The organism is Mesorhizobium sp. CNPSo 4684 (assembly GCF_057784315.1).
In genome coordinates this window covers 39,720-64,779 of record NZ_JBWLUX010000028.1, presented here as the reverse complement: position 1 = coordinate 64,779, position 25,060 = coordinate 39,720, and the positions used below count along the sequence as shown (strand labels likewise).

Annotated in this window: 30 protein-coding genes and 1 other RNA gene; 14 read left to right on the top strand and 17 right to left on the bottom strand. The window is 63.4% G+C overall.

Going from position 1 to position 25,060, the window contains the following annotated elements:
• Positions 1-37 precede the first annotated feature (37 nt).
• Positions 38-493, top strand: coding sequence for a hypothetical protein (locus tag AC04SG_RS24120; RefSeq protein WP_488553078.1), 456 nt, complete (start codon positions 38-40; stop codon positions 491-493).
• A gap of 121 nt (positions 494-614) precedes the next feature.
• Here the strand turns inward: AC04SG_RS24120 and AC04SG_RS24115 are convergent, their stop codons facing one another.
• Positions 615-1,124, bottom strand: a complete 510-nt coding sequence (locus tag AC04SG_RS24115; protein WP_436261826.1) for an arsenate reductase ArsC — start codon at positions 1,122-1,124, stop codon at positions 615-617.
• A gap of 27 nt (positions 1,125-1,151) precedes the next feature.
• Between AC04SG_RS24115 and AC04SG_RS24110 the strand changes: the two genes are divergently transcribed.
• Positions 1,152-1,307: a hypothetical protein gene (locus AC04SG_RS24110; RefSeq protein WP_488553077.1), complete on the top strand. Its 156-nt coding sequence runs from the start codon at positions 1,152-1,154 to the stop codon at positions 1,305-1,307.
• A gap of 13 nt (positions 1,308-1,320) precedes the next feature.
• Positions 1,321-1,659 (top strand): hypothetical protein, encoded by a 339-nt coding sequence (locus AC04SG_RS24105; protein ID WP_488553076.1) that lies wholly within the window; start codon positions 1,321-1,323, stop codon positions 1,657-1,659.
• 67 nt (positions 1,660-1,726) lie between these two features.
• On the opposite strand, the gene msrB is transcribed toward AC04SG_RS24105, so the two are convergent.
• The 4 genes from msrB to AC04SG_RS24085 all read right to left on the bottom strand — a co-directional run bounded on the left by msrB (position 1,727) and on the right by AC04SG_RS24085 (position 4,800).
• Complete coding sequence (gene msrB, locus AC04SG_RS24100) at positions 1,727-2,131, bottom strand: peptide-methionine (R)-S-oxide reductase MsrB (RefSeq protein WP_013529102.1); 405 nt, start codon at positions 2,129-2,131, stop codon at positions 1,727-1,729.
• A 103-nt stretch (positions 2,132-2,234) separates the two neighbouring features.
• Entirely contained in the window at positions 2,235-3,425 is a 1,191-nt protein-coding gene (locus AC04SG_RS24095) for a vWA domain-containing protein (RefSeq protein ID WP_488553075.1), read from the bottom strand.
• Positions 3,426-3,432: 7 nt separating this feature from the next.
• Positions 3,433-3,879, bottom strand: coding sequence for a GNAT family N-acetyltransferase (locus AC04SG_RS24090; RefSeq protein WP_203280531.1), 447 nt, complete (start codon positions 3,877-3,879; stop codon positions 3,433-3,435).
• A gap of 57 nt (positions 3,880-3,936) precedes the next feature.
• Positions 3,937-4,800, bottom strand: a complete 864-nt coding sequence (locus AC04SG_RS24085; RefSeq protein WP_488553074.1) for a LysR family transcriptional regulator — start codon at positions 4,798-4,800, stop codon at positions 3,937-3,939.
• A 145-nt stretch (positions 4,801-4,945) separates the two neighbouring features.
• Here AC04SG_RS24085 and AC04SG_RS24080 point away from each other — a divergent pair, with 145 nt between their 5' ends.
• Positions 4,946-6,490, top strand: coding sequence for an MFS transporter (locus AC04SG_RS24080; RefSeq protein WP_488553073.1), 1,545 nt, complete (start codon positions 4,946-4,948; stop codon positions 6,488-6,490).
• A gap of 42 nt (positions 6,491-6,532) precedes the next feature.
• Here the strand turns inward: AC04SG_RS24080 and AC04SG_RS24075 are convergent, their stop codons facing one another.
• Positions 6,533-7,372, bottom strand: coding sequence for an AAA family ATPase (locus AC04SG_RS24075; RefSeq protein WP_488553072.1), 840 nt, complete (start codon positions 7,370-7,372; stop codon positions 6,533-6,535).
• 150 nt (positions 7,373-7,522) lie between these two features.
• Here AC04SG_RS24075 and ssrS point away from each other — a divergent pair.
• The 7 genes from ssrS to AC04SG_RS24040 all read left to right on the top strand — a co-directional run bounded on the left by ssrS (position 7,523) and on the right by AC04SG_RS24040 (position 11,971).
• A non-coding RNA gene (gene ssrS / locus AC04SG_RS24070) (6S RNA) lies at positions 7,523-7,678 on the top strand.
• A 95-nt stretch (positions 7,679-7,773) separates the two neighbouring features.
• Positions 7,774-8,352: a 5-formyltetrahydrofolate cyclo-ligase gene (locus AC04SG_RS24065; RefSeq protein WP_488553071.1), complete on the top strand. Its 579-nt coding sequence runs from the start codon at positions 7,774-7,776 to the stop codon at positions 8,350-8,352.
• Between the two features lie 141 nt (positions 8,353-8,493).
• Entirely contained in the window at positions 8,494-8,988 is a 495-nt protein-coding gene (locus AC04SG_RS24060; protein WP_488553070.1) for a hypothetical protein, read from the top strand.
• Positions 8,989-9,044: 56 nt separating this feature from the next.
• Positions 9,045-9,869, top strand: coding sequence for a TIGR00282 family metallophosphoesterase (locus AC04SG_RS24055; RefSeq protein WP_488553069.1), 825 nt, complete (start codon positions 9,045-9,047; stop codon positions 9,867-9,869).
• Between the two features lie 70 nt (positions 9,870-9,939).
• Entirely contained in the window at positions 9,940-10,701 is a 762-nt protein-coding gene (locus AC04SG_RS24050; RefSeq protein WP_488553068.1) for a TerC family protein, read from the top strand.
• A 201-nt stretch (positions 10,702-10,902) separates the two neighbouring features.
• The gene (locus AC04SG_RS24045; protein WP_023668740.1) at positions 10,903-11,652 is read left to right on the top strand and encodes a YebC/PmpR family DNA-binding transcriptional regulator; all 750 of its coding nucleotides are present in this window, start codon (positions 10,903-10,905) and stop codon (positions 11,650-11,652) included.
• A 13-nt stretch (positions 11,653-11,665) separates the two neighbouring features.
• Positions 11,666-11,971, top strand: a complete 306-nt coding sequence (locus tag AC04SG_RS24040) for an Rdx family protein (RefSeq protein ID WP_488553067.1) — start codon at positions 11,666-11,668, stop codon at positions 11,969-11,971.
• Positions 11,972-12,003: 32 nt separating this feature from the next.
• Here the strand turns inward: AC04SG_RS24040 and AC04SG_RS24035 are convergent, their stop codons facing one another.
• Both AC04SG_RS24035 and AC04SG_RS24030 read right to left on the bottom strand, forming a co-directional pair.
• Positions 12,004-12,480: an anthrone oxygenase family protein gene (locus tag AC04SG_RS24035; RefSeq protein WP_488553066.1), complete on the bottom strand. Its 477-nt coding sequence runs from the start codon at positions 12,478-12,480 to the stop codon at positions 12,004-12,006.
• 1 nt (position 12,481) lies between these two features.
• Entirely contained in the window at positions 12,482-13,309 is an 828-nt protein-coding gene (locus AC04SG_RS24030) for an NAD(P)H-binding protein (protein WP_488553065.1), read from the bottom strand.
• Between the two features lie 116 nt (positions 13,310-13,425).
• On the opposite strand from AC04SG_RS24030, the gene AC04SG_RS24025 reads away from it, so the two are divergent.
• Positions 13,426-14,067, top strand: a complete 642-nt coding sequence (locus tag AC04SG_RS24025; protein WP_488553064.1) for a TetR/AcrR family transcriptional regulator — start codon at positions 13,426-13,428, stop codon at positions 14,065-14,067.
• Positions 14,068-14,402: 335 nt separating this feature from the next.
• Here the strand turns inward: AC04SG_RS24025 and rpmE are convergent, their stop codons facing one another.
• Positions 14,403-14,624 carry a 50S ribosomal protein L31 gene (gene rpmE, locus AC04SG_RS24020; protein ID WP_112559687.1) on the bottom strand — a complete coding sequence of 74 codons (222 nt, stop codon included), beginning with the start codon at positions 14,622-14,624 and terminating at the stop codon, positions 14,403-14,405.
• A 205-nt stretch (positions 14,625-14,829) separates the two neighbouring features.
• Between rpmE and AC04SG_RS24015 the strand changes: the two genes are divergently transcribed.
• Positions 14,830-16,632 (top strand): ABC transporter transmembrane domain-containing protein, encoded by a 1,803-nt coding sequence (locus AC04SG_RS24015; RefSeq protein WP_488553063.1) that lies wholly within the window; start codon positions 14,830-14,832, stop codon positions 16,630-16,632.
• A gap of 11 nt (positions 16,633-16,643) precedes the next feature.
• On the opposite strand, the gene AC04SG_RS24010 is transcribed toward AC04SG_RS24015, so the two are convergent.
• Positions 16,644-18,131 (bottom strand): carboxypeptidase M32, encoded by a 1,488-nt coding sequence (locus AC04SG_RS24010; RefSeq protein ID WP_488553062.1) that lies wholly within the window; start codon positions 18,129-18,131, stop codon positions 16,644-16,646.
• Between the two features lie 164 nt (positions 18,132-18,295).
• Here AC04SG_RS24010 and AC04SG_RS24005 point away from each other — a divergent pair, with 164 nt between their 5' ends.
• Positions 18,296-18,649 (top strand): DUF1304 domain-containing protein, encoded by a 354-nt coding sequence (locus tag AC04SG_RS24005; protein ID WP_352590090.1) that lies wholly within the window; start codon positions 18,296-18,298, stop codon positions 18,647-18,649.
• Positions 18,650-18,733: 84 nt separating this feature from the next.
• On the opposite strand, the gene AC04SG_RS24000 is transcribed toward AC04SG_RS24005, so the two are convergent.
• From AC04SG_RS24000 to AC04SG_RS23970, 7 genes are all read right to left on the bottom strand, one after another.
• Positions 18,734-19,162, bottom strand: coding sequence for a hypothetical protein (locus tag AC04SG_RS24000; RefSeq protein ID WP_477341011.1), 429 nt, complete (start codon positions 19,160-19,162; stop codon positions 18,734-18,736).
• 239 nt (positions 19,163-19,401) lie between these two features.
• Entirely contained in the window at positions 19,402-20,433 is a 1,032-nt protein-coding gene (locus tag AC04SG_RS23995; RefSeq protein ID WP_112559682.1) for a peptidoglycan -binding protein, read from the bottom strand.
• 1 nt (position 20,434) lies between these two features.
• Positions 20,435-21,460 (bottom strand): MotA/TolQ/ExbB proton channel family protein, encoded by a 1,026-nt coding sequence (locus AC04SG_RS23990; protein ID WP_192258723.1) that lies wholly within the window; start codon positions 21,458-21,460, stop codon positions 20,435-20,437.
• 182 nt (positions 21,461-21,642) lie between these two features.
• Entirely contained in the window at positions 21,643-22,338 is a 696-nt protein-coding gene (gene trhA, locus AC04SG_RS23985; protein WP_488553061.1) for a PAQR family membrane homeostasis protein TrhA, read from the bottom strand.
• Between the two features lie 85 nt (positions 22,339-22,423).
• The gene (locus AC04SG_RS23980; protein WP_488553060.1) at positions 22,424-23,224 is read right to left on the bottom strand and encodes an inositol monophosphatase family protein; all 801 of its coding nucleotides are present in this window, start codon (positions 23,222-23,224) and stop codon (positions 22,424-22,426) included.
• Positions 23,225-23,254: 30 nt separating this feature from the next.
• Positions 23,255-23,821 carry an elongation factor P gene (efp, locus tag AC04SG_RS23975; protein WP_112559678.1) on the bottom strand — a complete coding sequence of 189 codons (567 nt, stop codon included), beginning with the start codon at positions 23,819-23,821 and terminating at the stop codon, positions 23,255-23,257.
• A gap of 105 nt (positions 23,822-23,926) precedes the next feature.
• Positions 23,927-25,006, bottom strand: a complete 1,080-nt coding sequence (locus AC04SG_RS23970) for a tetratricopeptide repeat protein (RefSeq protein ID WP_488553059.1) — start codon at positions 25,004-25,006, stop codon at positions 23,927-23,929.
• Between the last annotated feature and the right edge of the window lie 54 nt (positions 25,007-25,060).

The following is a 25,060-nucleotide window of genomic DNA, read 5'->3' as shown; positions in this document are numbered from 1 at the left end:
CGGGCGTCGATAGCGGCGCCTTTCGACGGGTTGAACCATGAGCGAATTCGACTTTGGCGCTCGCCGCGCCTCTGAATTCCGCCAACGCAGCTTCTGGGCGCTGTTCGCCGAACGGCATCCGGAGGAACGCGCATCCATGGCGCGGCGCGGACCCTGGTTCTGGCAGCGCGGGCTGCCGGACTTCGCCCTGGTCCTGTCCATGTATGTCGCGCCGGCGCAAAACCATGTCGGCGTCTTCTTCGGCCGTAACGAGAAGTTCGGCGCCACTGAAGCCTGGTCGCGGCTGAAGCCTTTCCAGCCGGCGATCGAAGACCGGCTGAAGCTCAGGCCGGAGCAAAGCTGCGAGGGTCTCGGCATCAATTCGATGTGGCGGGTGAACTGCTTTGCCGAGGACAACTGGCCGGCCATGGCCGACTGGCTGGTGACGGAATGCTCGCGCTTCGAGCGCGCGGTCACCGACGTTCTGGGGCAAGCCGAGGCCACCTGGCGCTAGAGCGTTTCACCGTTTAACGGAAACGGCGAGACGCTCTATCTCTTTGTTTTGATGCAATTCCCAAGGGAAAGCGCTACGCGCTTTTCCCGGGAAAACCGCTCACACTTTTCCTGGAATTGCTCTAATTCGGCTTCGGCGCGTCGCGGCCGATCTCATCCAGATGCTGCTGCAACGCCATGTGGTCCAGCGCGTCCATCGGCAGGTTGGTGAACAGCGATATGCGGTTGTTGAGCATGCGATAGGCATCGGCGAAGGCCAGATGCATTTCGGCGTCGGTGCCTTGTGCCTTGGCCGGATCCGGTATCGCCCACAGTGCGGTCATCGGGTGACCGGGCCAGACCGGGCAGGTCTCGTTGGCGGTGCTATCGCAGACGGTGAAGACGAAATCCATTTCCGGCGCGTCGGGCTTTGCGAACTCGTCCCAGCCTTTTGAGCGGGCGAAGCCGGTGTCGTAGTTGAGGCTCTCAAGCAGCTGCAGCGCGTAGGGATTGACGGTGCCCTTCGGCTGCGACCCGGCGGAGAAGGCCTTGAATTTCTCGGCGCCAACCCGGTTGAGGATGGCTTCGCCCATGATCGAGCGCGCCGCATTGGCGTTGCACAGGAACAGCACATTGTAGCTTTTGTCGCTCATCAAAGACCTCCCTCGCAGGCGACCGGGATGAAGGAACGGAACGTTGTGCAAGGTAGCTTCGCGGCGGATGCCGGCAAGGGGCCATCTGGAAAGATTTCGCGATTGTTTGACGGCCATCGCCAAGCCATATGCTTCTACGCGATCATCATGCGCGCCTGCCGCGCCCGGGATCGTTCCGAATGAAAGAGTTGAGCTGATGCCAGGACCCGCGGAAAGCGAAGACGGCAAGATGGGCGGAACGGGCGGCTTCTTCCGCTCCCGCTGGCACGGTGCCGTGTCGCTCGATCGCCTGTTCTGGCGCGACCTGGTCGTTGTCGGCACCGCGATCAACGTCGCGTCGTCGGTGGTCGCGCTCGTCCTGCTCGGGCTGAAGCTGCCGCTGGCCGTGGTGCTGGCCGTGCATTTCGCGCCGGTGCCCTACAACATATTCCTGACCCTGGCCGTCTGGCGAGTCGCGGAAAAGGCCGGCGGCGCCAAGGCCTCGCTGATGATGCTCGGTTCCGCGCTATGGTTGATCCTGGTGGTCGTTGTTTGAGACGCCGGCAGGGCACGAAAAAGGGCGGCCGGAACCGCCCTTTCCAAGAGATTATGACCGCTGCGGTTTAAGCCGCCGGCTCGAATTTCAGCGCCACGCCGTTGATGCAATAGCGCAGGCCGGTCGGCGGCGGGCCGTCCTCGAAGACATGGCCGAGATGGCTGCCGCAGCGGGCGCAGTGGCATTCGGTGCGGACCATGCCGTAGCTGCGGTCGACGGTGTTTTCGACCGAACCCGGCACCGGGTCGTTGAAGCTCGGCCAGCCGGTGCCGCTCTCGAACTTCAGCTTGGATTCGAACAGCGGCTGGTCGCAGCCGACGCAGGAAAAGGTGCCGGCGCGCTTCTCGTAGAGCAGGGCGCAGCTTCCGGGCCGTTCGGTGCCGTGGCCGCGCATGACGGCATACTGCTCCGGCGTCAGCCGGGCACGCCATTCGGCGTCAGTGCGGGTAACGGGGTAGGTGTGGGTATCCATCCAATCTCCTCAGCCTTGGCGGCTTGTTGTTGGTTGCAGCCGGTATTCGCGCCAACATAAGCATTTGTTACACGCCTGCCCAGCGCAGAGGCGTGTTTGGGGCTCAATGCTTGCGTGAGAGCTGCTTGGTCGCGGCTTCGAGCCCGGCCAGCGTCAGCGGGAACATGCGGCCGCCGAAGATATCGCGGATCATCGCGATCGAGTGGGTGAAGCCCCAGTTTTTCAGGTTTTCGGGGTTCAGCCAGACCGCGTTTGGCCATTGTTGCAGCAGGCGGCCGAGCCAGACGGCGCCGGCTTCCAGGTTCCAGTGCTCGACCGAACCGCCGGGGTGCGCAATCTCGTAAGGGCTCATCGAGGCGTCGCCGACGACGATCACCTTGTAGTCCGGGCCGTATTTGTGAAGCAGGTCGAAGGTCGAAATCACCTCGGCATGGCGGCGGCGGTTGTCCTTCCACACGCCCTCATAGAGGCAGTTGTGGAAGTAGAAATATTCGAGCTGGCGGAACTCGGCGCGGGCGGCCGAAAATAGCTCCTCGACGCTTTTGATGTGGTCGTCCATCGAGCCGCCGACATCGAAGAACATCAGAAGCTTCACAGCATTGCGCCGTTCGGGGCGTGTCTGCACGTCGAGATAGCCGTGCTCGGCGGTGGCATGGATGGTGCCGGGCAGGTCGAACTCTTCCTCCGCGCCCTCGCGCACCCAGCGGCGCAGCCGCTTCAGCGCCACCTTGATGTTGCGGGTGCCGAGCTCGACGGCGTCGTCGAAATTCCTGAACTCGCGCTTGTCCCACACCTTCACCGCACGGCGGTTGCGGCTTTCGTGCTGGCCGATGCGCACGCCTTCGGGATTGTAGCCATAGGCGCCGAAAGGCGAAGTGCCGCCGGTGCCGATCCATTTCGATCCGCCCTGGTGCCGGCCTCTTTGTTCCTCGAGCCGCTGCTTCAGCGTCTCCATCAGCTTGTCAAAACCACCGAGCGCCTCGACCAGTTTTTTCTCTTCCTCGGTCAGGTGCTTTTCGGCGAGCCGGCGCAGCCACTCCTCGGGGATGTTGGCGACATCGACCGCATCCGGTCCGCCCAGCGCTTCAATGCCCTTGAAGACATGCGCAAACACCTGATCGAAGCGGTCGATATGACGCTCGTCCTTCACCAAAGCGGCGCGGGCGAGGTAATAAAAACCCTCGACGTCATAATCGACCAGACCGGCTTCCAGCCCCTCCAGCAGCGACAGATATTCCCTGAGCGAAACGGGTACCCGCGCGGCCTTCAGTTCGAGGAAGAAGGGGATGAACATGGGCTATCTACAGCAGATCGTACTCGATGAAGCCAGTCCGCCGGGCAACGCGGTCGTAGAGCTTGCGCGCAGTGGTGTTGGTTTCGTGGGTCATCCAGTAGACGTTCTTGACGCCGATCTTGCCGGCCTCCTGCTTTACCGCTTCGATCAGCGCCGCACCCACGCCCTTGCCGCGCACATCAGGGTCGGCGAACAGGTCCTGCAGGTAGCAGTTGTTTTTTTCGGACCAGCCGGAGCGATGGTAGAGATAGTGGGTCAGGCCGACCGCCTTGCCGTCGAGCGTGGCGATAAAACCCTTCGGCTCGAATTCTCCGTCAGTGAACAGCCGTTTCCAGGTGATGTCATACACCTCGTCCGGCAGCTTGGTTTCGTAGAAGGTGAGGTAGGCGGTCCACAGACGCCGCCAGTCGGCATGGTCGGCCTGCGCCAGCGGGCGGACGGTGATCTCGGTCATTTAGGTTCCTCCAAAGCATGACCCGTTCCGGCGGAATCAGATCAGGTACAGCTTCGCCTATACCACCGGCGAATTGTACTCGCGAAATGCGGTCGCCAGCACATGCAGGGCGTCGCGCGCTCGTGGTGCCAGCGTGTGCGAATGCAGCACCACTTCGGACGGGTCAAGCGGCGGCAGGCCAAGCTTGCGGCCAACCTCGACCAGGCCGGGAGGAACGACCCGGTGCGCCAGCGCCGAAATGGCAAAGCCCGCCGATACAGCAATGTTGACGGCCGCCCCGCCGCCGCCGACGAAGGCCTCCTCCCAGGCTATGCCTGCCTTATCCAGCGTCTCGACCGCTCGCACACGGTCCGGGCAGCTGCATATCGTGCTTAGAAGCGCCAGGCGTAACGGCGTTCCGCGCTGCCATTCGAAGGAAGGGGTCGCGAACCAGCCATAGTGGTTGCGCGACAAGGTCTGGCCCGGACGGCTGTCGCCTTCGCGGTGTACGATGATCGCATCCAGTTCGCCGCGATCGAACGCTTCCTTCAGAATGGTGCTGGTGTCGATCCTCAAACTGAGCGTGAGCGAGGGATCGTGCGCATGGAGCTGGGCAATCAGGACGGAAAGCTCGGGGCCGGCGACATGATCGACAAAGCCGAGCGCGAACCGGCAAGGTGCTTCGGCAAACTCAGCCATGGCGCGCTCATGCGCGGCCAGGAAGTCGCGCGCCGAGGGCAGGAAAACAGCCCCCTTAGCCGACAGACTGACGCGGCGCGGGGTGCGTTCGATTAGCCGCGCCCCGAGCTTATCCTCGAGCCGGCGCAGCTTGACGCTGATTGTGGCCTGGGTGCTGCCCAATGCGGCAGCGGCGCGGGTGAAGCTCTGCAGGTCGGCCACCATCACAAAGGTACGGACGGCATCGACATCGAGGCTGGTCATTTACAACCTTCCGTTTGGCAGCATGCCAATTTGTCATTTCTGATATAGCCAACCATAGCCTTTTTTCATGGTCAAGTCTCCTCTATTTCAGGCCGATCGCGGTTTGAAGAGCATCGCCGCCCCATGTTCCGATGGAGAGATCGATATGCCGTTGCCAATTCAACGAAACACAATTGCGCTGACCGGCGTGTGCCTGGCGTCGCTGCTTTTCGGGCTCGAAATCTCCAGCGTGCCGGTGATCCTGCCGAAACTGGAAAGCGTGCTCGCCGCCGACTTCAAGGATTTGCAGTGGATCATGAATGCCTACACCATTGCCTGCACCACGGTGCTGATGGCGACCGGGACGTTGGCCGACCGCTTCGGCCGCAAGAGCGTGATGGTGATCACCACCATCGCCTTCGGCCTCGCCTCGCTGCTGTGCGGCCTGGCTCCCAGTGCGCCGCTGCTGATCGCCGCCCGTTTCCTGCAAGGTCTTGCCGGCGGCGCGATGCTGACCTGCAGCGTCGCCGTCCTGTCGCACCAGTTCCAGGACGGCCGTGAACGTGGCAAAGCTTTCGTCGCCTGGAGCGTCGTCGCGGGCATCGGGCTTGGCTTCGGTCCCGCCATCGGCGGCCTGATCGTGGCACTGTCGAACTGGCAGTGGGTGTTCCTCATCCACGTGCCGCTCGCGATCCTGGCGCTCGCCTTCATCGGCGCCGGTGTCACGCAATCGCGCGATCATAATGCCCAGACGCTCGACTGGGCCGGCATGCTGACGCTGTCGGCCGCCGTGTTCGGCTTCTCTTATCTGATCACGCAAGGTGCGGACCTCGGAGCCAGCGCCCGCGTCGGCGTGATTGCCGCGTCGGTGGCGGCCTTCATTGCTTTTCTCGTCGCCGAGAGGGTCAATGCCTATCCGATGTTCGATTTTTCCGTGTTCCGCATCCGCCAGTTTTCCGGCGCGATCATGGGCGCGATCGGCATGAATTTCAGCTACTGGCCGTTCATCATCTATTTGCCGATCTATTATTCCGGCGTGCTCGGCTACGACAGCACGACGACCGGCCTTTTGCTGCTGGTCTACACGCTGCCCTTCATGGTGATGCCGCCAATCGCCGAGCGCATCCGCGCACGCTACCAGGCGGGGATCGCCGTCCCGCTAGGCCTTTTGACTTTGGGGATCGGCTTCATCGCCATGTGGATCGGCTCCGGGCTCGAAGGGGCGACCTGGCTGACCATGTTGCCCGGCACGCTGATCGCCGGCATCGGCATTGGTCTCACCAATTCACCGACCACCAACACCACGACCGGCGCGGTGTCGCCGGATCGCGCCGGCATGGCGTCCGGCATCGATATCAGTGCCCGCCTGATCACACTCGCCATCAACATCGCCGTGCTTGGCCTGCTGCTGACGCAGGGTATCGTTTCCTACCTGCGGACCACACTCGGTGCGGCGATGGAGCCGAACGAGGTGCTAGCGCTGGCGGAAAGGATCGCCACCGGAAATCTCAATGACTTGACGCAAGTCTCGCCCGAGCTCGCAACGCTCGATCCGTCCGGCGCCATTGTGCACGCCGCTCTGGTCAACGGTTTCAACTGGGTCATGCTCTATTGCGGGCTCGGCGTTCTCGCCCTGTCGGTCATCGGCTTCGTCATCTTCGGACCGAAGCGCGCCGCGCCGCAGGAAAGAGGGCTTGCTGCCGCCGAGTGAGCGGCCAAAGCCGCTCATAGCTGTTATCCCGCCCGCCGCCCCTTACCCCTGCCGCCTGGCCATAAAGGCCAGACGCTCGAACAGATGCACATCCTGCTCGTTCTTCAGCAGTGCGCCATGCAGCTTTGGCAGCGCGTTCTTGGGATCGGCGCGCAGATCTTCCGGTGCGATGTCGTCGGCGACCAGCAGGCGGATCCAGTCGAGTGCCTCGGAGGTCGACGGCTTCTTCTTCAGCCCTGGCACATCACGGATCTCGTAGAACTGGGTCAGTGCTGCGCGCACCAGATTCTGCTTGATGCCGGGATAGTGGACATCGACGATTTTGTGCAGCGTGTCGACGTCGGGGAAGCGGATGTAGTGGAAGAAACAGCGGCGCAGGAAGGCGTCGGGCAGTTCCTTCTCGTTGTTGGAGGTGATGATAACAATGGGGCGGACGGCAGCACGGATCGTCTCGCCGGTCTCGTAGACGAAGAACTCCATCCGATCGAGTTCCTGCAACAGATCGTTGGGGAACTCGATGTCGGCCTTATCGATCTCGTCGATCAGCAGCACGACCTTCTTACCGGCCGCGAACGCTTCCCAGAGCTTGCCGCGCTTGATGTAGTTCCTGATGTCGTTGAAGCGGTCGTCGCCGAGCTGGCTGTCGCGCAGCCGCGAGACCGCGTCATATTCATAGAGACCTTGCTGCGCCCGCGTCGTCGACTTGACGTGCCATTCGATCAGCTCGAGGCCGAGCGCCGATGCCACTTGCCTGGCAAGTTCGGTCTTGCCGGTACCGGGCTCGCCCTTGACCAGCAAGGGCCGCTCCAGCGCGATCGCCGCATTGACCGCCACCATCAGATCCTTGTCGGCGACATAGGCCGCCGTGCCTTCAAAACGCATGCTTGCTCCTCGGTTGGTCATCGCGACCGTAAGGACGCCGCCCGGCCTGTGCAAGGGCGAGCCGGTCGCGACGAAAAGGGCGTGAATCCGAAATGGAAACATCGGCTCGTGTCACTGGCGCTGGACCGACCAGCGGCCTATATTGGGGGGGACGGTCTGTGCTTCCCGGCAGGAGAACATTTTCCCCGGGGCCTTAACGATCCTTAGGGAGCTGTCCCTGGGAAGACCCGTGGGTTTTCTCATACGGCGCCCACCTACTTTGTAGGTTCCCGGGATCGCTCTCTCCACCGGTTGTGTGGATCGTCACTTCTTGCCTGCATCCACGCATTTGGTGGATGATGCGGTAGAAAACGTCGCTCCTAAAACGCCGCCAGAAACCGACCTTTTCTATCGTTCAGCGCATGACATCCTTAAAAGACCTGAAGAAACAACTGCGCCGCGAAGCTCTCGGCCGCCGCGATGCGCTCGATCCGATGTGGCGGGTGGAGATCGCGCTTGAGATGGCCGAGACGGCGCGCGATCACCTCGCTATCGAGCCTGGCCAGATCGTTTCAGCCTTCTGGCCGATGCGGTCGGAAGTCGACGTCAGGCCGCTGATGTTTGCCTTGCGCGAGAAGGGAGCCAGGCTTTGCCTGCCGGCCATTCTCGACAAGACCACAATCGTCTTTCGCGAACTGGTGCGCGGCGCGCCGATGGTCGAGATGGGATTCGGCACCGTGGGACCCCATGCGGAGGCTGAGGTGCTCGACCCCGCGGTGATGCTGGTGCCGCTCGCCGCTTTCGATGGTCGTGGCCATCGCATCGGCTATGGCGCCGGCTATTACGACCGCGCCATCGCCAGGCTGATCGACAAGGGCCAGCCGCCACGGCTGATCGGCATCGCCTTCGATTGTCAGGAGGTGGCGCTGGTGCCGGACGAGCCACATGACGTCATCATCTCGGAAATACTCACCGAGAGCGGGCTGCGCCGTTTCGCTTAAAAGTTCGCGACCTTAGTTTGATGCATGTCGTTGTCTCAAAACCGGGGCCACTTTTGAGCAACATGCATTAACGCGTTTCCAAGACATGCCGGATAGTATTTTCGCACTACTATCTGAGCCGATGGCGGTCGTCACCTGCTGATGCCGTTCGTCCTCATCGCGGTGACGCTGTTCGCGATGGGCTTGCACATTGTCGGAACCGCCCTGCATCACCAGTTCGCCTGGCATCAGACGGTTGCCACCGTGACGGACGTCAGCCCCTATACCGAAACCCAGAAAAACGGCCTGGCCACGAAAGGCATCAATGTCGCCATCGCCTATGTCGCCAGCGATGCACCGATGAGCTGGTCCGGCAAGGGAAAGGACGTTGGTCTCTACACCGCGTCCAAAGGCGACCAGGTGGGACTGTACTACGACCCTGCGGACCCATCGTCTCTCGATACCGCCGCAATGAAGGGCTGGCGCGGCGGGTTGCTGCTCTTTGCCGCTACGGGCGGGTTCACCGCTTTCTACGTCTGGTTCTTCTGGCTGCGCGGACGCAACGCGCCGCCGGCGTCGCCGATGATGCCGCCGCCTGTTCGCGTTGGGGGCGCGGGACAGCCACAACCGCAGCGTGACACTTTCGGCCGGCGTTAGAGCCAATCGCCCGGGTAGCGCTTGCCTAGCGTCCGTGCCTCTGGATAGAAGTGGGCATGAGACTTCTCTTCCTCGGCGACATGGTGGGCAGATCGGGACGTACGGCGGTGTGGGAACAGCTGCCCGGCCTGATCTCCGATTTCAAACTCGATTTCGTCATCGTCAATGGTGAGAATGCCGCCGGCGGTTTCGGCATCACCGAAGATATTTTTCGCGACACCATTGCGGCCGGCGCCGATGTCGTCACCACCGGCAACCATGTCTGGGACCAGCGCGATGCGCTGATCTTCGCGCCGCGCGAGGAACGTTTCCTGCGTCCCTCCAATTTTCCCAAGGGCACGCCGGGGCGCGGCTCCGGCGTCTACATCGCCAAAAACGGCGCACGCGTGCTGGTCGCCAACATTATGGGCCGGGTGTTCATGCATCCCGAGCTCGACGATCCGTTCCAGGCCGGCGAGCGCGAGCTGGCCGCCTGTCCGCTGGGCGAGCAGGCCGATGCCGTGGTCATCGATTTTCATGCCGAGGCGACTTCGGAGAAAATGTGCTTCGCGCATTTCGTCGACGGCCGCGCCAGTCTCGTCATCGGCACCCACACGCACCAGCCCACGGCCGACCACCAGATACTCAATGGCGGCACCGGCTACATGTCCGACGCCGGCATGTGCGGCGACTATGATTCCTCGCTCGGCATGGACAAGGAAGAACCGCTCAACCGGTTCCTGTCGAAGGTGCCGAAAGGCCGGTTCGAGGCGGCGACCGGACCGGCGACATTGTGTGGCATCGGCGTCACTATTTCCGACCGCACCGGGCTGACCGAGAAGATCGCGCCGTTTCGTCGCGGGCCTCGGCTTGAAGAAACCGCACCATCCTTCTGGTCGTGACATTGATATGCTGGAATATAGTACCTAACTGGCGACGAAACTGCTCTAGATCGTAGAGGGGACGACCTCCATGCAGCTCGTTGAATTCGTGGCGCCGCATTTTCAATTTGTCTCTGACCCCACCGCCTGGGTCGCGTTGCTGACACTGATTGTGCTCGAGGTCGTGCTCGGCATCGACAATCTGATCTTCATCTCGATCCTGACCAACAAATTGCCGGAAGCGCAGCGCGCCCGCGCCCGCCGTCTCGGCATCTCGGCGGCGCTGGTCATGCGGCTGGTGCTGCTTGCCACCATTTCCATCATCGTCCAGCTGACGACCCCGGTGTTCACCGCTTTCGGCCACGGCTTTTCCTGGCGCGACCTGATCCTGATCGCCGGCGGCCTGTTCCTGGTGTGGAAGGCGACCAAGGAAATCCATCACACGGTCGACCCGGAAGACCACAAGGACACGATGATGGGCGAGACACTGCAGATCTCGCTTGCCGGCGCCATCTTTCAGATCCTGCTGCTCGACCTCGTCTTCTCGATCGATTCCATCATCACCGCCGTCGGCATGACCGACGAAATCGCCATCATGTATATCGCGGTCATTGTGGCGGTGAGCGTGATGATGCTGGCGGCCGGGCCGCTGGCCAATTTCATCGCCAAGAATCCGAGCATCGTCATGCTGGCCTTGGGCTTCCTGCTGATGATCGGCATGACGCTGATCGCCGACGGCATGGGCTACCATGTGCCCAAGGGGTACATCTACGCCGCCATGGGTTTCTCGGCGTTGGTCGAAGGACTCAACATGCTGGCGCGGCGGCGCAGGAAATCCGGCGGTGGGCATTGAAGCTGCTCGCCGGGGCGCTGTGAACGCCGTGTCTGGACGAATTGAGCCGATTTATCTATAAGCCGGCCATTCCGACAGAGAACGCCGTAAGCCTTCGCAGGCATGCGAGAGACGTTCTGAATTTAAATTCGAGCATTTGCGGGAAGGCCGGGTATCGTCGCCTCGCTTCGCGGTGCTCTAGCCGAAGACGACAGGGGTGCCATGGCTGGCCATTCACAGTTCAAGAACATCATGCACCGCAAGGGCCGCCAGGACGCGGTGCGGTCGAAAATGTTTTCCAAGCTGGCGCGCGAAATCACCGTCGCCGCCAAGAGCGGGACGCCGGATCCGTCGATGAACCCGCGCCTGCGCCTGGCCATCCAGAACGCCAAGGCGGTGTCGATGCCGAAGGACAACATCCAGCGCGCCATCAACAAGGCGTCGATGGGCGATGCCGAAAACTACGAAGCGGTGCGCTATGAAGGCTACGGGCCGGGTGGCGTGGCGCTGATCGTCGAGGCGCTGACCGACAACCGCAACCGTTCGGCCTCGAACGTACGCGCCGCCTTCACCAAGGCCGGCGGGGCGCTCGGCGAAACCGGCTCGGTGTCGTTCATGTGGAACCGCGCCGGCGAGATCTACTATCCGGCCTCCGCCGGCAGCGCCGACAAGGTGATGGACGCGGCGATCGAGGCCGGCGCCGATGACGTGGAATCGGACGAGGAAGGCCATACTATCTACTGTGCCTTCGAGAGCATGGGCGAAGTGTCGAAGGCGCTGGAAGCCTCGCTGGGCGAGGCCGAATCGGTGAAGCCGATCTGGCAGCCGCAGAACAATGTTCCGGTCGACGAAGAACGCGCCCAGTCGCTGATGAAGCTGGTCGCGACGCTCGAAGACGACGACGACGTGCAGAGCGTCTACGCCAATTTCGAGGTCGACGACGAGACGATGGCCAAGCTCAGCGCGGCGTGATCGAAACTCGGATATGAGCCAGCTGCCCACCATCCGCATCACCTATTGCACGCAGTGCCAGTGGCTGCTGCGGGCCGGCTGGATGGCGCAGGAGCTGCTCTCGACCTTCGGCACGGATCTGGGCGAAGTGACGCTGGTGCCGGGCACCGGCGGCATCTTCACCATTTCCTGCAACGAGGTGCTGGTCTGGGACCGCAAGCGCGACGGCGGTTTTCCCGATGCTGCCAAGCTCAAGCAGTTGGTGCGCGACGTGATCGATCCCGACCGGGATCTAGGCCACTCCGACCGCAAGGGTCACACGCAAAAAGACCCCGCCTGAGCGAGGTCTTTTGCATTTGCGAAGTGCCATCTTCACAGCAATGCGAAGATGAAGCAGACCATCGACACGATGGCGGTGATGGTGCGGACGTGGTTCCACATCACCCATTGGTTCAGATGGTTCGCCCACACGGCGGCGCCATTGGCGCTGGATGGGTCGACGGCGGCGAGCGCATCGTTGAGCGGCACATTGAAGACCATGGTCACGATCGGGTTGCCGATCAGATAGATCACCGCGCCGGCAAGCAACCAGTACGAGCCGGACTGGCTCCAGCCCATGATGGCGGCGGCGATAAGCACCAGGCAGAGCAGGCCGGTGCCGAACAGCGCCGTCATGAAGGTCGGGGTGATCACCGTGATGTTGATCGAATTCATCGCCGCGATGCCTTGAGGGACGGGCAGCCGGGCAAGCGCCGCCATGACGAAGTTGGAAAAGGCGAAGAACACGCCGCCGACGACGCCCGAACCGATTGCGGCAATGATGGTGAGGGTGGGAAGAAGCTTGATCATCTCAGTTGCTCCAGACGCCGGTTGCGGCGGTTTCATGTGCGTAAGCGGAAAAGTCTTTCGGCGCACGGCCGAGCACACGCTGGACGCCATCGGTCAGCGTCTCGTTGCGGCCGTCGAGCACTTCGGTGAACAGCTCGTTGAGCAGCCAGGCGAATTCGGGCGGCAAGTCATGCGCCGCGACAGAGGCGGTGAACTCGTCATGCGAGACCTTGACATAGCGGATGTCGCGACCGGCCGCCTTGGCGATCTCGGCGACCGCGTCGGCGAAGCTCAGCAGACGCGGCCCGGTCAGCTCATAGAGCTGCCCGACATGGCCCGGCTCTGTCAGTGCGACGAAGGCTGCGTCGGCAATGTCGTCGGCATCGATGAAGGGCTCGCCGACAGTGCCGACCGGCAGTGCAACTTCGCCCTCGAGCAAGGACTCGATGAGAAAGCCTTCGCTGAAGTTCTGCGAAAACCAGGCACAGCGCAGGATCGTCCAGTCGGCGCCCGATGCTTTGACCATCTCTTCGGCGCGCTGGGCTTCCGTCTCGCCGCGCCCGGAGAGCAGCACCAGCCGGATGACGCCATTGGCCACTGCAAGCCTGGCGAAGGCCTCGACGGTCTCGGCCGCGCCCGGCACGGCGATGTCGGGATAGTAGCTGATGTAGACGGCACGCACGCCTTGCAGGGCCGGCTCCCAGGTCGCCGGAACCTCCCAGTCGAAGCGTGGGCTGCCGGAGCGCGAGCCGATGCGCACGGGAACGCCCTGTGCGGCCAGCCGCTCGGCGAGGCGACGGCCGGTCTTGCCGGTGCCGCCGAGGATCAGGATTGGTTTGGTGTCAGTCATTGCGGTTTTTCCTCTGTTTGAAAATATGAGTAATCCTCACATTTGCAAAACGTGATAAACCCTCGTATTTTGCGAGTCAAGCCGTTGTTGGTAATTTCTCAAGACCGGAGACAGTCATGGAAGACACAGCAGCGCCCGCATCTGCCCAGGAGCAGGTCGCATCGCCGCGGCGGGCGCCGACGCAGCAACGCAGCCGCGAGCGGGTCGAACGGATGCTGGCCGCAGCCTCGGCGCTGATTGCCCAACAAGGCAGCGACGCCATGCGCATGGGTGAGGTGGCGGAACGGGCCGGGGTGTCGATCGGTTCGCTCTACCAGTTCTTTCCTGACAAGCGGGCGATCGTCTGGGCGCTGGCCGAGCGTTACACCGCCGAAAGCCAGGCCTGCATCTCCTCGGCACTCAAGAATGTCACCGACGCCGAAGGCCTGCGGCAGGCGTTTTCGGAGCTGGTCGATATCTACTACCGGCTGTTCCTGGCCGAGCCGGTGATGCGTGACATATGGTCGGGCACGCAGGCCGACAAGGCGCTGCGCCAGCTCGAACTCGCCGACAGCCGCGCCAATGCCGAATTCCTGACCGCGGTCCTCAAGCGGCTGCAACCCGGCGCCGATCCGGTCGCACTGGAGACGACGGCGTTTCTGGTCTGGCAGATGGGCGAGGCCGCGGTGCGGCTGGCGATCTCGGTCGACCGGCAGGAGGGCGACAGACTGGTGGCCGCCTACAAGCGCATGGCGCTACGGGAGCTATTGGAAGGGTAGTGACGACCCGAGCTTGGGCTTGTACGGCGGCGCTGGCGATTGGCGAAACCATAGGCGAGAGCGCCGCTCTCCTCGTCACTATACGGGGAGAGGATGCCGGCAGGCAGGTGAGGGGCAGCGCTGACCTATGATTTGACGTCGCTTCGTCGCAAACCGTCACTGAATTTCTCAGGCCGGCTATTTTGCTGATGATCAAACTTGCCAATGCTGGCGCTGCCCCTCATCCGCCTGCCGGCACCTTCTCCCCGTATAGTGACGGGGAGAAGGGAGCTGTCACGGCAACAAAAAAAACCCGCCACAAGGGCGGGTTCTTGATTCTGCGATGCAGATAAAACTTAGAGGCCGAAACCTTCAAAACGCTTCTTGAACTTCGACAGGCGGCCGCCGCGGTCGAGCAGGGTCTGCTGGCCGCCGGTCCAGGCCGGGTGCGTGGTCGGATCGATATCGAGGTTCATCGTATCGCCTTCCTTGCCCCAGGTCGAACGGGTCATGTATTCGGTGCCATCGGTCATGACGACCTTGATGGTGTGGTAGTCGGGATGGATGTCGGCCTTCATTGTCGTGCTTCCTGGCTTGTGGCGCTGCCGACGGGCCCGTGGCCTGCGTCGATGCGCCCCTTTTTAAAACTCGAAGCCGCAGCTATTGAAAGGCCACGGCTTCTAAAACGGTCGGCGAGCCTATACATCAGCCGGAATTGAATCACAAGGCCGCGGCGGGCGCATATTGAAAGCGCTCACCTGGGAGCGGCCAGAGGAAACGGTCATGGCGGACATCAGCGGCGAGCAAGACGGGCGCAGACGCTCGCTCGGACCGCTCAGGCGCCTCTCTCCCTACATCGCCCGCTACCGCAAACTGGTCATCGGCGCCGTCATCTCGCTGGCCATCGCGGCGGCGACGACACTGGCGCTGCCGCTCGCCGTGCGGCGCATGATCGACCACGGTTTCAGCGCGTCCGGCACTTCCTTCATCGCCGAGTATTTCGCCGCTTTGGTGGCGATGGCAGCCATTCTGGCGGCGGCATCGGCCGGCCGCTACTATTTCGTCATCACGCTCGGTGAACGGGTCGTTGCCGACATCCGCAGCGATGTGTTTTCGCATGTCACGACGCTGTCGCCGTCCTTTTTCGACACCGCGCAGTCGGGTGAGATCGTCTCGCGGCTCGCGGCCGATACGACGCAGGTGAAATCCGCCGTCGGCGCCACCGCCTCGGTGGCGCTGCGCAATGTCATCCTCGGCCTCGGCGCGGTGGCGATGATGGTCGTCACCAGCCCGAAACTGTCCGGCCTGGTCATCGCGGCCATTCCAGTGATCGTGCTGCCGCTGGTCGCCTTCGGCCGTTCGGTCCGGCGCCGGTCGCGGCAGGCGCAGGACACGCTGGCGCAAGCCACCGCCTATGCCAGCGAGCAGATCGGCGCGGTGCGCACGCTGCAGGCCTTCACCAACGAGACGCTGGTCACCGGGCGGTTCTCGGCCGCGGTGGAAGCCGCATTCCAGGCGGCGCGCTCGTCGATCTTCGCCCGCTCTTTCCTCACCTTCTTTGCCATCTTCATGATCTTTTCCTCGGTCGTGGCCGTGCTGTGGTTCGGTTCGCGCGACGTACTTGCCGGCACGATGTCACCCGGCACGCTCGGCCAGTTCCTGCTCTATTCGGTGTTTGCCGCCGGCGCGCTCGGCGCGCTGTCGGAAGTGTGGGGCGAGCTCTCCCAGGCGGCGGGTGCGGCCGAACGGCTGACCGAGATCCTGGACGAGACGCCGGCGATCCTGGCGCCTGCCAAGCCATTGCCGCTGCCGGCCAAGGCGAAAGGCGCGATCAGTTTCGACGACGTCTCCTTCTCCTATCCGGCGCGGCCCGACCGCGCCGCCGTCCACGGCTTGAGCTTCCAGGTGAAGCCGGGTGAGACGGTGGCGATCGTCGGCCCCTCGGGCGCCGGAAAAAGCACGGTCTTTTCGCTGATCCTGCGCTTCTACGATCCCGAGACCGGCCGCATCGCCATTGACGGTGTCGACGTGCGCGAGGCCGATCCGGCTGCTGTCCGGGAGCGCATCGCCATCGTGCCGCAGGACGTCACCATTTTTGCGGCGAGCGCGCGCGACAATATCGGCTTCGGTCGGCCGGGCGCCACGAATGCCGAGATCGAGACTGCCGCCAGGGACGCGCTGGCCGACGAATTCATCCTCAAACTCGACAAGGGCTATGATGCCCAAGTCGGCGAGCGCGGCGTGACCTTGTCCGGCGGCCAGCGCCAGCGCGTGGCGATCGCCCGGGCCATCCTGCGCGACGCGCCGATCCTGTTGCTCGACGAGGCGACCTCGGCGCTCGATGCCGAAAGCGAAACACTGGTGCAGACGGCTCTGGAACGGTTGATGCAGGGCCGCACCACCATCGTCATCGCGCACCGTCTGGCAACGGTGCTGAAGGCCGACCGCATCCTGGTCATGGATGGCGGCCGCATCGTCGAGGAAGGCACGCATCAGAGCCTAGTTGCCAAGGGCGGTATCTACGCGCGGCTGGCCAAGCTGCAGTTCGAAACCGGAGCCAGCGCGTTCAGGGGTGCCGCGGAGTAGCAATCTCGCAATCAGGCGACGCCATAGCGCTTGCGCAAGTGGCCGGTGAAATGCGCGGCGTTGAGCTTCTCGCCGGTGGCGCGTTCGAGCAGTTCGGGCGTCGACCAGTGTGAGCCCTGCGACCAGATCTTGTCGCGGCGCCAGCCGTTGATGGCCTCGAAGTTTCCCTTCGCAAGATCGTCGTCGGCGGAAGGATGCTTGCTTGTCAGGGCCGCCCACTGCTGCGCTGCCATCATGGCGCCCAGCGTATAGGACGGGAAATAGCCGAAGGCCGCACCTGGCCAATGCACGTCCTGCATCGGTCCGTCGGCCGGGTTGTCGATGGTCGACAGGCCAAGATACTCCCGCATCTTGGCGTCCCAGGCCTCGGGCAGGTCGGCAGCCTGCAGCCGCCCCGAGACAAGCTCCTGCTCCAACTCGTAGCGCAGGATGACATGCAGCGGGTAGGTGACCTCGTCGGCGTCGACGCGGATCAGGTCGCGCTCGACCCAGTGTACATGGGGCAGGATGTCGTCGAGCGACCAGGCTTCGCCGAGATGCTTTTCGACCACGGGCAGCGCCCAGCGCCAGAATTCGGGGTTGCGGCCGATCTGCTTCTCGACGAACAGGCTCTGGCTTTCATGCACCGCCATGCCGCGCGCCTTGCCCAGCGGCCAGTGCGCCCAGGCCTTCGGCAGGTTCTGTTCGTAGAGCGCGTGGCCGGTCTCGTGCAGCACGCCCATCAATGCCGACAGGAAATCCGAGGTCTTGTAGCGGGTGGTGATGCGCACGTCGCTCGGCACGCCGCCGCAGAAAGGATGATGCGACACCGACAGCGAGCCATGGGTGAGGTCGAAGCCGACCGCCGCCATCATGGCGAGGCCAAGCTCGCGCTGCCGGTCTATCGCATAGCTGCCCGAGAGCGGCTTAAGCGGATGGCTGGCCAGCCGCGCTTCCTGCACGGCCAGCGCCTCAGGCACGAAGCCTTTCAGGAACGTCTTCAACTCAGTGAAGACCGGCGTAATGTCCGCGGCGCGGTTGCCGGGATCGTATTGCTCCATCAGCGCGTCGTAGGGATCAAGGCCGAGCGCATCGGCGCGCAGTGCGGCCTCCTCGCGGACCAGCGCGATGACACCTTCGAGTGCCGGCAGGAAGCCGGCCCAGTCGTTCTTGGCGCGCAGGTCACGCCAGAGCTGCTCGGAGCGCATGCGCGCCACCGTCTGGCGCTCGACGAACTCGACCGGCAGGCAGGTCAGGTTGGTGTATTGCCGGCGCAATTCCCGGACCGCCGCCTGCTGCTCCTCGTTCAGCACCTCCTGTTCGGCGGCAGCGAGCCAGTCGGCGATTTCCGGCGCCGTTGCCCGGGCATGCAGCATGCCCGCCAGGGAAGACATGGCTTCGGCGCGCTTCTCACCGCCACCGACGGCCATGTGGGTCGCCTCGTCGGCGCCGAGGATGGCGAGCGCATGTTCCAGCGCTTCGAGCTTGTGGCCGAGATCATCGAGTTTCTGAAAGGACATGGCAGGTTCCGCGTTTTGGACGGCGGGAAGAGATACCAATGCGCCAGGCTTGGCAACCCTGCGCAAGTGTCGGTTAATGGGGGCAAGGCGGCGCAAGCTTGCACGCCGTTGCGGGCGTGCTCAATATGGCCCGACGGCGTGATGCCGCCTGGGGGGAGAACGACATGATCGCCAACATACTGGTTGGGCTGGTGGCGCTGATCCACTGCTACATCGTCTATCTGGAGATGGTGGCGTGGGACACGCCGCGCGGGCACAAGGCGTTCAACCTCAAGCCGGACTTCGCCAGCGCATCGAAAGTGCTTGCCGCCAATCAGGGGCTCTACAACGGCTTCCTTGCCGCCGGGCTGATCTGGGGCCTTTATCTCGGCGCGGACGGATTCCAGATCAAGGTGTTCTTCCTGCTTTGCGTCGCCACCGCCGGGCTCTATGGGGCGGCGACCGCCAGCAGGAAGATCCTGTATATCCAGACCGTGCCAGCGGTGGTTGCGCTCGTCGCGCTCTTGCTCGGCTGGTAAAAAGACGCCCCCGGACCAGATCCCGCGGGCGTCAGACTGTCCCGTCCTCATTCTTTGGATATCCGAGGATATCGCAGCGGGTTCTCAGCCGTTCGGATAATTGCCGCCGTCGGAACCGTCACCGATCATGAAGCCACTACCGGTATCGGACATCAGAGCTTGATCGACATTGTCGAGCCGGCGCAGCAGGTCGTGATATTGCGCGGCCGGGATCCGGCCATGATCCGAGCCAGCGACCCGTTCGGCGGCCTGGCTGATATGCGCCGCGCGCAGATGCAGCCGATGCGCTTCGGCCGACGTGATCGCGTTGGCCTGCCTGGCATCAGTGATGCCCTGGTCGACGCCCTGTATCTGCTCGATCAGGCCGGTCACGCGCGGGCCGGTCATGTCGGTCGGGTCGCTGGCGTCGAGGGCGCCCTTGTGATGATGTCCGGCGGCATAGGCGCCGGCGAGCGGAACGGCGATCAGAAGTGTCGTAAGGGCTGCAGTCCTGAGAGTCTTCAAAGAACGCATGATGTGCGTCTCCTCCTGCTTTGGAAGGGGTAAGCGCTTTCGCTCCGCCTTCCCGACGCGGGCCGTCGGGTTCCGTCGCGTCGCGATGGGAGGCATCGCCGGCGGTTCTCGGCCCTGCGCGACAAATTAGGAGCCCGGAAACGTGAAGTGTAATTAAAAAAAGATAATGTTTTCAGGCCTTGCCGACGTCGACCTGCGCCCTAGAGTTGAGCCGACAAACAAATTCGCGTGACCAACAATCACCGTTCGGTGAGCTTCAGTTCAATGCGGCGGTTCTTGTTGCGGGCCTCTTCGGTGTCGGCGGGGTCGAGCGGCTGAAATTCGCCGAAGCCGGCGGCGACCAGCCGATTGGCGGGCACGCCGTTCTCGATCAGGAACTTGACCACCGAGGTCGAGCGCGCCGTCGACAACTCCCAATTGTCGCGATAGCGGCCGGTGCCCGACAGCGGCTTGTTGTCGGTGTGGCCGTCGACGCGCAGCACCCAGTTGATCTCCGGCGGAATTTCCTTTTGCAGTTCGATGATGGCGTCGGCGAGCTTCTTCATCTCGACCTTGCCGGCATCGTTGATCACTTCGGAGCCGGTCGGAAACAGCACTTCCGACTGGAAGACGAAGCGGTCACCGACGATGCGGATGTTCTCGCGGTCGGCGAGGATTTCGCGCAACCGGCCGAAGAAGTCGGAGCGGTAGCGGTTCAGTTCCTGCACGCGCTGCGCCAGCGCGACATTCAGCCGACGGCCGAGATCGGCGATCTTGGTGTTGGAATCGCGGTCGCGGGTTTCAGAGACGTTGAGGGCGTCCTCGAGCGCGCCGATCTGCTTGCGCAACGCCGCGATCTGCTGGTTGAGGATCTCGACCTGGCTCAGCGCCTGCTGGCTGATCTGGCGCTGGTTGTCGAGTTCGCCGCCCAGTTGAGCCGCACGCTGGTTGGCGGCGTCGCCCGCTCCCGCACCTTGCGCCAGCAATTGCTCCAGCCGGCTCTTCTCGGCTTCCGCCGCCGACAGCGAGGCCTGCAGGTTGGCCAGCGAATCATCCTTGTCCTGCGCCGTCGAGCGCTCCAGCGCCAGCAACTGCGTCAGTTCGTTGATCTGCGAGTTGAGGCGCGAGAGCACGGTGTCCTTGCCGGAGAGCTCGCGGCCGAGCAGGAACTGCGCCAGCACGAAGACGGTGAGCAGGAACATGATGGCGAGCAGCAGCGTCGACAGTGCGTCGACGAAGCCCGGCCAATAATCGATGCGGCGGTCGGTGCGACGGCCCCTGGCGAGCGCCATGCTAGTGCACCCCTGGCTTCTTCAGGGCGTCGGCGATCTTTTCCAGCGTGTTGCGCATCGCCTTCTGCTCGTCCGACTGGGCTTCGACCCAGTCGCGCATGATCTGCTGCTCGGAGCGCATGTTCTTGACCAGGCCGGAAATGCCATCGGCGAGATTGGCCATGGCGGTGGCGACGCGCGGATTGGAGCCGCCGCCGTTTTCCTGCATGCTGCGCAGCCGCTCCGACAAAAGGCGGATCTCGTCGGAGGGCTCGTTCTTGGCCGGATCGGCAACGACGATGTCGGAGGAGAGATCGGTGACCGAGGACAGCCAGTTTTCAAGCTCGGTGTAGAAGCGGGTCTGGGCGCGGCCGGCCTGCAGGTCGAGGAAGCCGAGCACCAGCGAACCGGAAAGGCCGAACAGCGAGGACGAGAAGGCGGTGCCCATGCCGGCCAGCGGCGCCGACAGGCCCTGTTTCAGCGAATCGAGCACGGCGGCAGCGTCGCCGGTGCCGGGATCGAGCGATTCGATGGTTTCGCGGATCGAGCCGATGGTGTTGAGCAGGCCCCAGAAGGTGCCGAGCAGGCCGAGGAACACCAGCAGGCCGACGAGGTAGCGCGAGGTGTCGCGGCTTTCGTCGAGTCGGGTGGCGATCGAATCCAGCATGGTGCGCATCGAGGAGGTCGAGAAGGCGACCGTCGAGGAACGGCCGATCATCGCCTTCATCGGCGCCAGCAGCACCGGTTCGGTGGTTTCGGAGCCGGCGCGGAAGGAATTGACCCAGCGCACTTCGCGAAACAGCCGTCCGACCTGGGCGAAGGCCAGCAGGATGCCGACCGCCAGCACACCGATGATAAGGCCGTTGAGGCCCGGATTGGTGGTGAAGGCGCTGGAGATCTGGCGGGTGAGGATGGCGGCGATGAAGGCGACGATGAACAGGAAGATGACCATGGTCAGGAGGAAGACCTGTGGGCTCGACAGCTTGTGCGGATCGTACATCAGGACATCAGAGCGCCTGCCCACGCCGAAAGATCTGAGAAAAGCCATCCGTGCCCCGTTTCCGATGCTCTTTATTTGCCTTGACGCAATTCCGAACGGGAAACCGCTCACACTTTCCCGGAATTACTCCAGTGCCGCCGATCACGTAATTCGCGACTCTAAACGGAATTGTGACCAAATTGAATGGCGCTTGGCAATATTGCCCGACAGATCGAGCCGCGCTCCGCCTTTCAGAGGCGGTTGATAACCAGGCAGTCGACCATGGCGGCAAGATGCAGTCCGGCACCGGTGATGACGAAGCCATGCCAGACGGCATTGTGGAAGCGCAGCCCCTTCCAGGCGAAGAAGATGACGCCGCAGGAATAGACGATGCCGCCGGCGACGATCAGCGCGATCGACGTTGTCGGCAATGTCGCGACCAGCGGCTTGACCAGAACGATGCCGCTCCAGCCGATGGCGAGATAGAAGACTATGGCCAGGCGGTCGAAGCGGCCGGGCAGAAATACTTTTATGGCGATACCGGTCACAGCCGCGGTCCAGACTAGGACAATCATCGGCAGCGCCAGCGGCGAGCCATCCAGCTGGGCCAGAAAGGGCGTGTAGGTAGCGGCGATCAGTAGGTAGATCGCTGCATGGTCGAAGCGCCGCAAGATCCATTTTGCCGGCGATGTCACCGGCCACAGATTATAGGTGAGCGATACCGACAGCACGGTCAGCAGCGATACCACATAGAAGGCGACGGCAATGTATTCGCCCGGACCAGCATGGAACGCGGCTAGCGCCAGTAAGGCCGAGCCCGCCGCTATCGCCAGCACGATGCCGACCGCATGGACGATGCCGTCGGCGATCATCTCCCCACGCGAATACTGCCAGCGCCCGACAAAGGGGATATCGATTGGCGATTCTGGCGGGGATAGTGACGGCATGCGCGCAGGTCCTTCGTCCCCCTTTATCTGGGCGGTCGCCGGGCAGTATTTCAAGCTTTGGTTGCGGTTTTGCGACTGCGGCGCTTCAGCGCGCCGAGATCGGCTTCTTCACCGCCTTGAGCAGCGCGCGCTGGATCACTTCGTTGCCGGCAACGACCGAGCCGGCGTTGAGCATGTCCTGGCCGCCATCCATGTCGGAGACGAAGCCGCCGGCTTCGCGGACCAAGAGCAGACCGGCGGCGATGTCCCAGGCCGACAGGCCGGTTTCCCAGAAGCCGTCCATGCGGCCAGCGGCGACATAGGCGAGATCGAGCGCGGCCGAACCCAGGCGGCGCACGCCGGAGACCTCGGCCATCACATTGCGCAGCTCGACCAGGAAATTGCCGTGCTGGCCGTGGCCGAGATGCGGGATGCCGCAGCCGATCACGCAGTCGGTGAGCTTGATACGGCCGGCAACGCGCAGCCGGCGATCGTTCATGTAAGCGCCGCCGCCGCGCTCGGCGGTGTAGAGCTCATCCATCGCCGGATTGTAGATGACGGCGGCGACGAGCTGACCCTGGCGCTCGAGCGCGATCGAGATGGAAAAGATCGGAATGCCATGCAGGAAATTGGTGGTGCCGTCGAGCGGGTCGACGATCCAGCGGTGCTGGTCGTCGTCGCCTTCGACCGCGCCGCGCTCTTCCATCAGGAAGGCATAGCCCGGCCGCGCCTTCGACAGTTCGGCAAACAGGATGTCCTCAGCCTTGCGGTCGGCTTGGCTGACATAGTCGCCCGGCCCCTTCATCGACACCTGCAGGTTCTGCACCTCGCCGAAGTCGCGCGACAGCGAGCGGCCGGCCTTCATGGCGGCCTGGACCATGACGTTGAGAAGTGCTGAGCGTGCCATCGTGTTTCTTCCTGCTGCTGCGCCTTAAGATCAGTCTGCGCGGCGCATGTAGGTGAGCTCGTTGGTGTCGACGACGATGCGTTCGCCGGCGCCGATGAATGGCGGCACCAGCACGCGAATGCCGTTTTCCAGCACCGCCGGCTTGTAGGAAGACGCCGCCGTCTGGCCCTTCACCACCGGGTCGGCTTCGGTGATGGTCAGCGTCACCTGGTCGGGCAGCGAAATGCCGATCGGCCTGTCCTCATAAAGCTGGACTGTCACCATCATGCCGTCCTGCAGGAAAGCGGCGCGATCGCCGACGAAGTCCTTCGCCAGTTCGAGCTGCTCGTAGCTCTGCGTGTCCATGAACACCAGCGCGTCGTCCTGTGCGTAGAGGAAGGAAAAATCCTTCAGGTCGAGCCGGATCTGCTCGACGGTCTCAGCCGAACGGAAGCGCTCGTTGAGCTTGGTGCCGTTGATCAGGTTCTTCAGTTCGACCTGGTTGTAGGCGCCGCCCTTGCCGGGCTTGACGGTGTTGGTCTTGACCGCCACCCAGAGGCCGCCATCGTGCTCGATGACATAGCCGGGACGGATTTCGTTGCCATTGATCTTGGCCATGATGATGTTGATCCGGGAATGAGATGGTCGCTGGACAAGCGATTTCGGGCTCCCAAGACCACAAAACACCCAAAGAGGCAAGGGAGCGGGGGATGCAAGGCACGCTCAGGGCAGGCGGTTGGCCTTCTGCAAGGCCTGCTTGGTCTGGTCGTCGGTCAGCCCTTGCAGGAAATCGTCCATCTCCGGATCGATAAGGCCGGCGCGGCGGGCGACCACGTACCAGGCCCCGGCGAGGATCAGGTCGGGATCGGTGCCGATACCGCCCATGTAAAGCTTTGCCAGACGGTTCTGGGCGGCGACGTTGCCGCCTTCCGCTGCCTGCTTCATCCAGTTGAAGCCAGATTTCAGGTCGCGAACACCACCGCGGCCTTCGATCATCCAGGCGGCAAGATCGATCTGCGCGGTGTCGTAGTTCTGCCTTGCGGCCTGCGCCAGCAGGCGGCGTGCCTGGGCATCGTCGTGCGGCTTGCCGCCGACGCCATTGGCATAGACCTGCGCCATCGCATACTGGGCGTCGGCAAGGCCGGTCGCCGCAGCGCGCTCATAATAGGGCACGGCCCTGGCGATGCCGGCATCGCCCGGATCCTGCTGCACAAGCAGCTGCGCGAAGTTGAACTGCGCCAGGCGATTGCCGGCTTCGGCGGCGGCCTGCATCAGGGCGTAGGCTCCCTTCTCGTCCTTCTTGACGTAGCGGCCGTCGAGCAGCATCAGTGCGTACTGGAACTGCGATTCCGGGATTCCCTGTTCGGCGGCCTGCGCATACCATTTGGCGGCCTCCGCCGGGTTGAGCGGCATACCCAGCCCGCGCGACAGGATCTCGGCAACCAGCGTTTGCGCCGCCGGGTCGCCATTCTGGGCCCGTACCAACGCCAGATTGTAGGCGGTCTTGTAGAGGCCGCGCTGGAAAGCGCCATAGGCCGGGTCCGCCGGCTTGGCGCCGAAACGCTCGGGATTGATGGCGTCGGCCGAGGGCAGCGGCGCGGTCGTCGCGGGCTGCGGCAGCGGGGTGTCGATCGGCTTGTCGACATGAACGCCAGAACCCGTGGTGCCGGTGTTTGGGGCGCCGGCCTTTGCGGCAGCCGCATCGGGGGCCTTCGCGTCCGGCGCGCTGATGTCGGGTGTGCCGGTATCGGGTCCGCTCGTATCGGGCCTGGGCTGCGGCAGCGGAATGGGTTCCGCCGCCATCGCCGCCCCGCTCATCAAGGCCGCAACGAAAACCGCGATAGCAAGTTCTGGCCG